Origin of the sequence: Myroides sp. WP-1 (assembly GCF_014145635.1) — a bacterium.
GTDB lineage: Bacteria > Bacteroidota > Bacteroidia > Flavobacteriales > Flavobacteriaceae > Flavobacterium.
This window is the reverse complement of sequence record NZ_JACHTC010000003.1, coordinates 133,138-144,696: the sequence shown is the minus strand read 5'-3', so window position 1 is coordinate 144,696 and position 11,559 is coordinate 133,138. Positions and strand designations below refer to the sequence as shown.

At 35.9% G+C, this 11,559-nt stretch carries 8 protein-coding genes; 7 read left to right on the top strand and 1 reads right to left on the bottom strand.

The features are described 5' to 3' along the window. Positions 1–11: 11 nt before the first annotated feature. Positions 12–1,460 carry a tRNA (N6-isopentenyl adenosine(37)-C2)-methylthiotransferase MiaB gene (miaB, locus tag H4K33_RS04120; protein ID WP_182647214.1) on the bottom strand — a complete coding sequence of 483 codons (1,449 nt, stop codon included), beginning with the start codon at positions 1,458–1,460 and terminating at the stop codon, positions 12–14. Positions 1,461–1,972: 512 nt separating this feature from the next. Between miaB and topA the strand changes: the two genes are divergently transcribed. The 7 genes from topA (at position 1,973) to H4K33_RS04085 (ending at position 11,557) form a co-directional block, all read left to right on the top strand. Beyond that, positions 1,973–4,504: a type I DNA topoisomerase gene (gene topA, locus H4K33_RS04115; protein ID WP_182647213.1), complete on the top strand. Its 2,532-nt coding sequence runs from the start codon at positions 1,973–1,975 to the stop codon at positions 4,502–4,504. An 8-nt stretch (positions 4,505–4,512) separates the two neighbouring features. Then, a complete protein-coding gene (locus H4K33_RS04110) occupies positions 4,513–5,661 on the top strand; it encodes a formimidoylglutamase (protein WP_182647212.1) in 1,149 nt (382 codons plus the stop codon). Between the two features lie 128 nt (positions 5,662–5,789). Further along, positions 5,790–7,190 carry a gliding motility lipoprotein GldK gene (gene gldK / locus H4K33_RS04105; protein ID WP_182647211.1) on the top strand — a complete coding sequence of 467 codons (1,401 nt, stop codon included), beginning with the start codon at positions 5,790–5,792 and terminating at the stop codon, positions 7,188–7,190. A 55-nt stretch (positions 7,191–7,245) separates the two neighbouring features. Continuing rightward, on the top strand, positions 7,246–7,917 hold the full coding sequence (gldL, locus tag H4K33_RS04100; protein WP_182647210.1) for a gliding motility protein GldL: 672 nt from the start codon (positions 7,246–7,248) through the stop codon (positions 7,915–7,917). A 27-nt stretch (positions 7,918–7,944) separates the two neighbouring features. Continuing rightward, positions 7,945–9,510 (top strand): gliding motility protein GldM, encoded by a 1,566-nt coding sequence (gene gldM, locus H4K33_RS04095; RefSeq protein ID WP_182647209.1) that lies wholly within the window; start codon positions 7,945–7,947, stop codon positions 9,508–9,510. A gap of 36 nt (positions 9,511–9,546) precedes the next feature. Next, positions 9,547–10,434: a gliding motility protein GldN gene (gene gldN / locus H4K33_RS04090; RefSeq protein WP_182647208.1), complete on the top strand. Its 888-nt coding sequence runs from the start codon at positions 9,547–9,549 to the stop codon at positions 10,432–10,434. Between the two features lie 67 nt (positions 10,435–10,501). After that, entirely contained in the window at positions 10,502–11,557 is a 1,056-nt protein-coding gene (locus H4K33_RS04085; protein ID WP_182647207.1) for an FAD-binding oxidoreductase, read from the top strand. The last annotated feature ends 2 nt before the right edge of the window (positions 11,558–11,559 follow it).

The following is an 11,559-nucleotide window of genomic DNA, read 5'->3' as shown; positions in this document are numbered from 1 at the left end:
AACAAGAGGGATTAAGCTTGCATTGGCGAGTAACCTACGGCCTTTCCAATAAGCGTTGCAGATGTACAATCTTCAATGTACACTTCAACAAAATCTCCTACTTTATAATTTTCTTTCGGGAACACAACTGTTGTATTTTGAGAGTTTCTTCCGCTCCATTCTAAATCTGAACGCTTCGATGATTTCTCAATTAATACTTCAACAGTTTGTCCAACAAAACGCTTAGTGCGCTCTAAACTGATCTTACCTTGAACAGCGATGATTTCGCTTAAACGGCGTTTTTTTGTTTCTTCAGGAACGTCATCTTCTAATTTACGAGCCGCTAATGTACCTGGTCGCTCAGAATAAGCAAACATGAATCCAAAGTCATATCGAACGTGTTCCATTAACGAAAGTGTATCTTGATGATCTTCTTCTGTTTCTGTTGGAAACCCCGTAATCATATCTTGAGATAGTGAAATGTCTGGAATTAACGCGTAAATCTTATCAATTAATTCGATGTATTCTTCTCGAGTGTGTTGGCGATTCATCTCTTGTAAAATACGAGTACTTCCCGATTGAACAGGTAAGTGAATGTATTTACAAATATTTTCATGGCGTGCAATAACCTCGATTACTTCCATATGCATATCTTGCGGATTGGAAGTCGAAAAACGAAATCTCATTTTCGGGAATTTGGTTGCACATAACTCCAATAATTGAGCAAAATCAACCGCCGTTGCTTTTTGAATTTCGGTTGCCTTATCAAAGTCTTTTTTCAATCCACCTCCATACCAAAGGTAGCTGTCTACATTTTGTCCTAATAATGTAATTTCTTTAAACCCTCTTTCGTGTAGATCTTGAATTTCTGAAATGATACTATGCGGTTCTCTACTGCGTTCACGTCCTCTCGTAAAAGGTACAACACAGAAGGTACACATATTATCACAACCTCTTGTAATTGATACAAAGGCTGTAACACCATTACTTTGTAAACGAACAGGTGAAATATCTCCATACGTTTCATCTTTCGATAGAATTACGTTGATCGCATCTCTTCCTTCATCTACTTCTTTTAAGAGATTTGGTAAATCTTTGTATGCATCAGGTCCAACCACCATGTCTACAATTTTTTCCTCCTCTAGAAATTTGCTCTTTAAACGTTCTGCCATACATCCCAAAACTCCCACTTTCATACCTGGGTTTTTTCTTTTGATGCGGTTGTATTGATCTAAGCGTTTGCGCACTGTCTGTTCCGCCTTGTCTCTAATAGAGCAAGTATTTACTAAAACTAAATCAGCTTCTTCTAAGTTGTTGGTTGTGTTGTATCCTGCGTCAGATAAAATTGAGGCAACAATCTCGCTATCCGAAAAGTTCATTTGACAACCGTAACTTTCAATAAAAAGCTTTTTGGTATTGTCTTTATTTTGTGCTAGCTGTAAGCTTGTTCCTTGTTTATTTTCGTCAATTACCTTTTCCATATGATTATTTAAAAGGGAGTTTTATTTTAAGACACAAAGATAGTTTAAATTTATTTGCTGACAAGTTGACAGCTTTATATTTAATAGTATTTTGATAGTACATTACAAAGAAGAGAATGTCCTTGTTTGGAAGTTAAAAGGTAGTTTGTTGATCTATTCTTAACAGATGATAAAGCTTTTTTTTGAGAATAATATGTGAATGTTTCTAAAATAGTTGGATGTTTGTGGTGTGAAATAAGAATTGAATTGATAAGTTAAGAGCTATTTGTTAGCGTGTAGAAGCTAAAATACTACCTTAGTACGGATAAATTGCTTTTGTTTCTTTACTTTTGAAGAATTTTTCTTAGTAAACGTTGTTAAGGTACAAAAGAGGATTTTTTGGTAATCAACGTTAAAAAACTGTGTATTTTTTAAATCATAGGAGAGGATTTTAAGAGAAAGTGTGAATTATATCGGTTGAAGTGGAAATATTAAGAAAAAACGCATATTTTTGCTTCACAAAATAATGAAGTATGGCAAAGAATTTAGTGATCGTGGAGTCGCCTGCAAAGGCAAAAACAATTGAAAAATTTTTAGGAAAAGATTATCAGGTAGAATCTAGTTATGGACATATAGCGGATTTGCCTTCTAAAGAAATAGGAGTAAACGTAGAAGATAATTTCAAACCCAAGTATGAGGTTTCTAGTGATAAAAAAGCAGTAGTTAAAAAGTTAAAAGACCTTTCTAAAAATGCAGAGGTTGTTTGGTTAGCTTCCGATGAGGACCGTGAGGGGGAAGCTATTGCATGGCATTTAGCAGAGGAATTAAAACTAGATCAAAATAAGACAAAGCGAATTGTTTTTCACGAAATTACTAAGTCAGCTATATTAAAAGCAATTGAAAACCCGAGAGGGATTAATTATAATTTAGTAAATGCCCAACAAGCAAGACGCGTTTTAGATCGTTTAGTGGGGTATGAATTATCGCCTGTTTTGTGGAAGAAAGTGAAAGGCGGATTGTCGGCAGGACGAGTTCAGTCTGTTGCTGTTCGGTTAATTGTGGAGAGAGAAAAAGAGATTAACGAATTTAATGTTGAATCTTCTTATGTGATTACGGCAGAGTTTAAGACAGCTGAAGGCAAAGTTGTTAAAGCAAGATTGTCAAAGAGCTTTGCTAGCGAACAAGAAGCTAAAGATTTTTTAAATCTCAATATTGGTGCAACTTATGCGATTAAAGATTTAGAAACAAAACCAGCTAAAAAATCTCCTGCAGCACCTTTTACTACATCAACGCTTCAACAAGAGGCAGCACGTAAGCTTTATTATTCGGTTGGACAAACCATGATGTTGGCGCAGCGTTTATACGAAGAAGGATTTATTACTTATATGAGAACGGATAGTGTAAATCTATCCGAAGAGGCAACTAAAGCCGCAGCTGCTGAGATTGCAAAATCGTACGGGGCTGAATATGTACAATCGAGAAGTTATGTAACGAAAAGCAAAGGAGCGCAAGAAGCGCACGAGGCTATTCGTCCGACTAATATGGCACTACACAGTGTGCCTTTAGATAGGGATCAGGCGCGTTTATATGATCTGATTTGGAAGCGTACGTTAGCTTCTCAAATGAGTGATGCAAAACTTGAACGTACCAATGTGAAAATAGGTGCTAATAAATATAGTGACTTATTTGTTGCAACTGGTGAAGTGCTTTTGTTTGACGGATTTTTAAAAGTTTACCTCGAAGGACATGATGATGAAGAGGAAGAAGTAGAAGGAATCTTACCACACTTAAAAGTAGGTGAGTCACTTTTGTCAAATGGTATTGTAGCAACACAGCGTTTTAGTAAACCAGCTGCTCGTTATACAGAAGCTTCTTTAGTTAAGAAATTAGAAGAATTAGGGATTGGAAGACCGTCGACCTATGCACCGACAATTTCGACAATTATTGCGCGAAATTATGTGGAGAAAGGAACGACAGAAGGAAAAGAACGTCCTTATAAAGTACTGACGCTTGCTCAGGAGGCACTAACCGAAAAAGTGTTGGTTGAGAAAACAGGTTCTGATAAAGGGAAAATGATTCCAACGGATATCGGTATCATTGTAAATGACTTTTTAGTTAAGAATTTTAAAACCATCTTAGATTATAACTTTACGGCAAAAGTAGAAGAAGATTTTGATGCAATTGCTGCAGGAGAAGAAGATTGGGCTAAAATGATGCGTGAGTTTTACGATCATTTCCATCCAACGGTTAAAGATGTTGAAGAAAATGCTGAACGCGAATCAGGAGAGCGTATACTAGGTACTGATCCAGCGTCTGGAAAACCCGTGCTTGTGCGTTTAGGTAAGTTTGGACCTATGGCACAAATTGGAGATGCAGAAGATGAAAATAAGCAGTTTGCTAGTTTAGCTCCGGATCAAAATATTGGAACAATAACGTTAGAAGAAGCGTTAAAACTGTTTTTGTTACCTAAAATGTTAGGTGAGTATAAAGGAGAAGAAGTAGAAGTAAATAACGGACGCTTTGGACCTTATGTTCGCGTAGGTAAAACGTTTATCTCTCTTCCTAAAGGATTAGAACCTTTGGATGTTACGTTTGAAAAAGCATTAGAGTTTATTCAAGAAAAAGAAGAAGCGGATCGCCCTATTGCAACATATAAAGATTTGCCAGTACAAAAAGGTGTTGGTCGTTTTGGCCCATATTTAAAATGGAATAATATTTTTATCAACGTCAATAAGAAATATAATTTTGATAATCTTTCCAATCAAGATGTAATTGAATTGATTGAGGATAAAATTCAAAAAGAAAAAGATAAAGTTATTCACGATTGGATTGAAGAGGGAATTCGCGTAGAAAAAGCAAGATGGGGAAGATCTGTTATTTTAAAAGGAAAAACGAAGATTGAACTTTCTAAAGAAGTAGATGCACAAGCTTTGACTTTGGATGAAGTAAAGGCAATGATCGAAGCGAAAACACCTGCTAAAAAAACAAAAGCACCTGCTAAGAAAGCAGCCGCTAAACCAGCTGCTAAGAAAGCAACTACAAAAAAAACGACGACTAAGAAATAATAGAAAACATGTTAGAACTTTTACGTCCAGTTAGTGTTGAATTCAGGAATTATATCGATGGATTGCCTAGTCAAAGTCTAGGGAAGAAGGTTCACTTCCATTCTGGTGGTGATTTCGACAAGTATAGTCAATACAAAATTGCGCTTATCGGAGTTACAGATAATAGAGGGTTAGAATCAGAAGTTGATATCGTAGACTTAATGAAAGTCAGAAAGTCTTTTTATACGTTGTTTCCCGGAAATTGGCATGTTCGAATCGTGGACTTAGGAGATATTCTGCCAGGTGATACTATTGAGGATACTTATTTTTTGCTTCGTACAGTTGTAGAAGATTTAGTTAAGAATGGCGTGATTCCGGTTGTTATTGGTGGAAGTCAGGATTTAACTTATGCGATGTATCGCGGTTATGACAAGCTCGAACAAATGGTAAATTTAGTTTGTATTGATCATAAATTAGATGTCGCAAAAGATGGGGGATGTGCTGCAGAAAGTTTCATATCGCGAATTATTCTAGAAGAACCCAATAATTTGTTCAATTTTTCAAATTTAGGCTACCAAACGTATTATAATTCTCAAGAAGAAATCGATTTAATTGAAAATTTATTCTTCGAAGCTTACAGAGTTGGGGAAATTATTAATAATATTGCACTGGCGGAACCAGTGTTGCGAGATGCTGATATTGTGAGTGTTGATATTAATGCTGTCAAATCAAGCGATTCAGGTAATTTTTCGACTTTTAATCCCAATGGATTTGATGGACGAGAAATTTGTTCTTTGGCAAGGTATAGTGGTTTAAGTGATAAAGTTAGTACATTTGGAATATTTAATTACAATAATCAAATGAACGAAACGTTATTATTAGGACAGGTTTTGTGGTATTTTATTGAAGGAGTGAATTATCGCTACAATGAATATCCATTTGCTTGTAAAGATAATTATATCAAGTATATAGTGCCATTTGATGATTATGAAAATCTAGTATTCTACAAGAGTGATATCTCGGGAAGATGGTGGATAGAAGTAAATGTTGGTACAGGTGTTAACGAAAAGTTAACAAAGAAAACATTGTTGCCTTGTAGCTATGAAGATTATGAAAAAGCTACCGCACAGCAATTGCCTGATAGATGGTGGAGAGCATTTAAAAAGAGTTTAGTGTGACTAAAAAAAATTTAACATTTTTATATGTTAAATATAAACTAAATTTTTTTTAGCTTTGTTTTTGAAAATTAAAAATAATTGAATACGTTTACATTTTTAAGAAGTATATAAGAAAACCTAAATAATATATGAAGAAGATCATTACGTTAGGAGCAGTTTTAGCTTTGGTATGCAGCTGTGGTACTGGAGATCGAGGTGAGTTGTTAGGAGGAGTAGAAGGGAAGAGATGGTCAACTACGAAGCCTCATGGTATGTCTCTAGTTCCAGGTGGAACTTTTACAATGGGACAATCAAATGAAGATTTCCTTGGTGCACAGGATGCTCCAACAAAAACGGTAACTGTTGGTTCGTTCTATATGGATGAAACAGCTGTTACAAACAACCAGTATAGAAAATTCGTTGAATGGGTAAAAGATTCGGTTATCCGAACTCGTTTAGCTATTGCAGCTGATGATATGGGGTTAACTCCAGATGGTGGTGGTATTGGTGCTTATGCGTTTTTAGATAATGAAGAAAATCTAGATCGTATGACACCTTATCAAAGATATATGTATGAAAACTACTACAGCATGGATAGTAGTGATGACATGTATGCTGGTAGAAGATTAAACAAAAAAGTAAACTTACCTGCAACTGTAGATCGTTATCCAGATGAGTACTATGTTGAAGTAATGGATTCATTGTATATCCCAGCTTCAGAGACGTACAACGGATTGGGTATGTTTGACGCTTCTAAAATTAAATTCAAATATACCTATGTGGATTTAGAAGGAGCAATGAAAGATAAAGGAACAGATCCTCGTGGAAAACGCAGCAGACACTTGAAAACTGAAACGTTGTTGATTTATCCAGATACAACGCGTTGGATTAAAGAATTCCAATATTCTTACAATGAGCCAATGCACAACGATTACTTCTGGCACGAAGCTTTTGGTGAATATCCAGTAGTAGGAGTAAACTGGCATCAAGCTAGAGCATTTGCAGCATGGAGAACATTATACAAAAACACGTTCTTACGTTCAAAAAGTATGCCGTCAGAAGTACATGAGTACAGATTGCCAATGGAAAGCGAATGGGAATTTGCTGCTAGAGGTGGTTTAGAAGGTGCAATGTATCCTTGGGGTGGTCCTTACACAACAGATGAAAAAGGATGTTTCATGGCTAACTTCAAACCAAGTCGTTTTGATTATGCAGCAGATGGAGCTACTTATACAGCTGAAGCACGCGCTTATCCACCAAACGGATATAACTTATACAATATGTCTGGAAACGTGGCTGAGTGGACTAGCTCACCGTATGATTCGTCATCTTATGACTTCATGTCAAGCTTAAAACCAAAAAACAGAAGATCAGATACGCCATTAAAAGTAATCAGAGGAGGATCTTGGAGAGACCCTGCTTATATGTTACAAGTTGCTACACGTGATTCTGAGTATGCAGATTCAGCTAGATCTTACATCGGATTTAGATTAGTACAATCTGTTTCTGGATCAATGTCAAGAAGCAATGCCACAAAAATGGCTAAATAAACAGAACCAAAACAATTATAGATTATAGACAAACAATTAAAACATTTAAAAAATTATGGCAATACCTAAAAAAGTAATGAACTTCTGTTATGGAATGGGGGCTTCAGTTGTAATTATCGGTGCATTATTTAAAATTACGCACATGGAGTTAGGTCCAATTAATGGAAATAATATGCTAACTTTAGGATTGGTTGTAGAAGCTCTTATTTTTGCGATATCTGCTTTCGAACCAGTTGATGACGAGTTAGACTGGTCAAAAGTTTATCCTGAATTAAAAGGAGGAGAACCAACACAAGTTAGAGGTGGTGGTAGTGCTGTAGGATTTGTTGGCGGTGGATCAACAGAAGAAGAAGGTATGTTATCTAAAAAACTAGATGATTTATTGAAAGAAGCAAAAATTGATGGAGAATTAATGAGTAGCTTAAGCAAAAGTATCAGAAACTTTGAAGCAGCTTCTAAAGAAATTGCTCCAACAGTTGACTCTGTTGCTTCTACAAGAAAATATGCTGAAGAAATGTCAATGGCTGCAGCTCAATTAGAATCTTTAAACTCAATGTATAAAGTTCAGTTGGAAAGCGCTACTCGCAATGCTGAGATTAATAAAGAAGTTGCTGAAAATAACATCAAATTAAAAGAGCAAATGTCTGCTTTAACAAGCAACTTATCTTCTTTAAACACAGTTTATGGAGGTATGCTTTCTGCAATGGGTAACCGCGGTGCTAATTAATTTATAATCCAGATAAAGTTATAAATAATGGCAGGAGGAGCAAAATTGACGCCTAGGCAAAGGATGATTAACCTTATGTATCTTGTGTTCATCGCGATGATGGCACTTCAGATGTCAAAGGAGGTTTTATCAGCTTTTGGTATGGTAAACGATAAATTTGAATCGGCGAACGTTTCGGCGATTGATAATAACGAACGATTATTAGGAGGATTAGAGGCTAAATCAGCAGATGATCCAACTCGTTTTGGCGAGCCTTATAAGAAAGCGAAGCAAGTGGCAACAGTAACGAAAGAATTTTATGATTACGTTGCTACTGTAAAGAAACAAATTACAGATCCTTTAGAAGCACAACGTGTGGATGGTAAATTACCAGCTGAACGTATGGAAAAAGGTGAGGTGATTGATCAAGCTTGGTTTAGTGGAGATAAATATTCTGCAGCAGGAGAAGAATTTATTGGAGCAATTGAAAAGTATAAAAGCGCAATCTTAGGGATTGTTGGTGAAGACGTTAAGTTTCAACCAATTGTTGTAGATTTGCAAAATAGATTTGATATCTCTGACGTGAAAGATGGAGAAGGTGTTGTAAAACCATATTTGAATTACAACTTCCAAGGGTTTCCAGCAATCGCTTCATTGACTAAATTATCTACAATGCAAAATGACGCAATGGTTATTGAGCATGAGATCTACAATAGCTTATTAGGAAACACATTAAGTCAAGCGGCTTCTATGCGTAACTATGCTGCAATTGTTATTCCTGAGAAATCAGCTTTCTTCGCTGGAGAACAATTTAAAGGAAAAGTTGTATTAGGACGTTATGATAAATCTACAGTTCCTACAGAAGTAGTAGTGAATGGTCAAAAAGTTGATTTATCAAGAGCGTTAGAAGATGGTCAAGTTAACTTGAGCTTTGGTACAGGTAACGTTGGTGAGCATGATGTAAAAGGTAAATTTACATTTATGGAAGACGGAAAACCTGTTGAAATCGACATCAAAGGAAACTATGTTGTTGTGCCAAAACCAAATTCAGCAAATATCTCTGCAGATAAAATGAACGTTGTATACCGTGGGGTGATAAACCCAATGACAATTTCATTTGCTGGTATCTCTGATGATAAAGTAGTAGCTTCTGCTCCTGGTTTATCTAAAGGAGGAAAAGCAGGACAATATAATATGCGTCCTCAAGCTGGTAGAGAAGTTACGATCAACGTAACAGGTAAATTACCTGACGGAACATCGGTAAGCGACAAAAAAGTATTTAGAATTAAAGATATTCCTGCACCTCGTGGTACAGTTCGTGGAGAATACGCTGCGAAAGGTCCTAAGTCTAACTTAGAGATTGTAACAATCGGTGCAAAATTAGAGGATTTTGATTTTGAATTAGGGTTAACAGTTACAGGATTTGTATTGCAAGTTCCTGGACAACCTTCAGTGGTAGTTCAAGGAAATAGAATGAACGAAAGAGCAAAAGCTGCGATTTCAAAAGCAAGACTAGGAGATGTAGTTGTTATTTCTGATATCAAGGTACGTTTAGACGGTGCTGGAGATTATGCACTGAAGAAAACGGCACCTTGTACATTCGAAATCATGTAATTTCGAAATAAATAAAAGAAGAAAACTTTGAATAATATGAACTGGAAAAAAATTTCACTATTTGTAGCATTTTCGATATTCTCAGTGCAATCATTTGCACAAAGCAACTTATTAAACGCTAAGTCTGCTGAGGAGATTGGAATGAAAAGTATTCAAGAAATATACGTACAAAGCGAAGGACCAATTCCATACGGGTATGTAGCAGATAAGGACATCTTATTTGGTATTAAAGTATGGGAAAACATTTCTCTAGAAGAGAAAGCTAATGAGTCTTATTACTATCCAATTGAAGAAGTTTCTGGAGATGGAAGAAAATCTATGTTCCAAGCTTTAATTGACGGTATTAAGTCTGGAGCTATCACAGAAGTATATGATGATAGCGACTTTAAAAGAAAAAGATCGTTAAAGGAGCTTGAAACATCTTTCGTTAAAATTGATACTACAGATGCTGGTATTGAATACTATAATGCTGGTGAGAGAATTCCAGAAGAATATATTCAACGTGTTGAGTTACGTCCATCTGATGTAAAATCTTATCACGTAGTGGGTATGTGGTATTTTGATCGCAATGAAGGTCAATTAAAATACCGTTTATTGGGAATAGCACCAGTAGTAGTAGATTTATATACGAAAGGGGCTGAAGTTGAAAACGCGGTTGAACTTTTCTGGATATTCTTCCCGGATGCTAGAAACACTTTGTTTGAAGCGCAAGTATTCAACTCTAAAAATCCAATGAACCCAATGAATTTTGATCATTTGCTAAACGCTAGAAGATTTAGTTCTACGATTTACAAAGCAGATAATCAATATGGTGATACTCGTATCAACGATTATATCAAAGGTGGAGAGTTAAGTCAATTATTTGAAGGCGAACGCATCAAAGAATTGATCAGAAACCTTGAAGATGATTTATGGAATTACTAATTTTGTAATTACTAATTTATAAAGCTCTTATCTAAATTAAATAAGAGCTTTTTTTTATGGATTGATTATGGTGGATTATATCGTTGTTGGAACTGGTTTAGCTGGTATAGCTTTTACTGAAAAATTAGCACAGGAAGGAAAGACGTTTATTGTGATTGATGCAGAGAAACGCTCCTCTTCTTTGATTGCGGGTGGAATGTATAATCCAGTTGTTTTAAAGCGATTTACGGATGTTTGGAAAATAAAAGAACAACTGGCAATCGCAGAAGTTTTTTATCCTGCTTTAGAGGCAAAATTACAAGTTAAGTGCTGGTATCCGATGGATCTTTACCGCCGTTTGGCATCTGTTGAAGAACAAAACAACTGGTTTCAAGCAGCAGATAGACCTAATTTACAAGATTTTTTGTCTCCTGAAATAGAAAAGAAAAAAATAGAAGGAGTAGATTTGTCGTTTGGATTGGGGAAAGTTCAATCAACAGGATATTTGGAAACAGATGAGTTAATTCCCGCATATCGTCAGTACCTGACTCAGTTGGGGTGCTATAAAGTTGAGTCTTTTGATTATGAGGCTTTACAGTATGATGATGAGGGCGTGTCCTATAAAGGTATTCATGCAAAACGCATTGTTTTTGCTGAGGGTTTTGGTCTGTTGCAAAATCCATTTTTCAATCAACTGCCACTCGATGGAACAAAAGGTGAGTTAATGATTGTCAAAATACCTAATCTAGCTTGTGATTTCATGTTGAAAGCAGGTGTTTTTTTGATTCCCATTGGCGATGATTGTTATAAATTAGGAGCAACATATAATTGGGAGGATAAAACAGATGAGCCTACCAAAGCAGGTGAGGAAGAGTTGCTAGAAGGACTGAGAAGTTTTATATCTCTTGATTTTGAAGTGATAAAACACTTGGCAGGTGTTCGTCCAACTGTTAAAGATAGACGTCCATTGCTCGGACGAAGTTTAGAATCAGATCGAATTTTGGTGCTAAATGGTTTGGGAACCAGAGGTGTTTTATTGGCGCCTTATTTAGCCGAACAACTGTATAACTATACAGAAAATAATATAGCGTTAGATGAGAATTTATCTATCCACCGCTACAAAAAGTTTAAATTAAAGAAGTAATA

What these genes read in the sequence shown, in the direction of transcription:
- miaB (WP_182647214.1), bottom strand. Translation starts at nt 1,460, where the DNA reads ATGGAAAAGGTAATTGACGAAAATAAACAAGGAACAAGCTTACAGCTA.
- topA (WP_182647213.1), top strand. Translation starts at nt 1,973, where the DNA reads ATGGCAAAGAATTTAGTGATCGTGGAGTCGCCTGCAAAGGCAAAAACA.
- H4K33_RS04110 (WP_182647212.1), top strand. Translation starts at nt 4,513, where the DNA reads ATGTTAGAACTTTTACGTCCAGTTAGTGTTGAATTCAGGAATTATATC.
- gldK (WP_182647211.1), top strand. Translation starts at nt 5,790, where the DNA reads ATGAAGAAGATCATTACGTTAGGAGCAGTTTTAGCTTTGGTATGCAGC.
- gldL (WP_182647210.1), top strand. Translation starts at nt 7,246, where the DNA reads ATGGCAATACCTAAAAAAGTAATGAACTTCTGTTATGGAATGGGGGCT.
- gldM (WP_182647209.1), top strand. Translation starts at nt 7,945, where the DNA reads ATGGCAGGAGGAGCAAAATTGACGCCTAGGCAAAGGATGATTAACCTT.
- gldN (WP_182647208.1), top strand. Translation starts at nt 9,547, where the DNA reads ATGAACTGGAAAAAAATTTCACTATTTGTAGCATTTTCGATATTCTCA.
- H4K33_RS04085 (WP_182647207.1), top strand. Translation starts at nt 10,502, where the DNA reads ATGGTGGATTATATCGTTGTTGGAACTGGTTTAGCTGGTATAGCTTTT.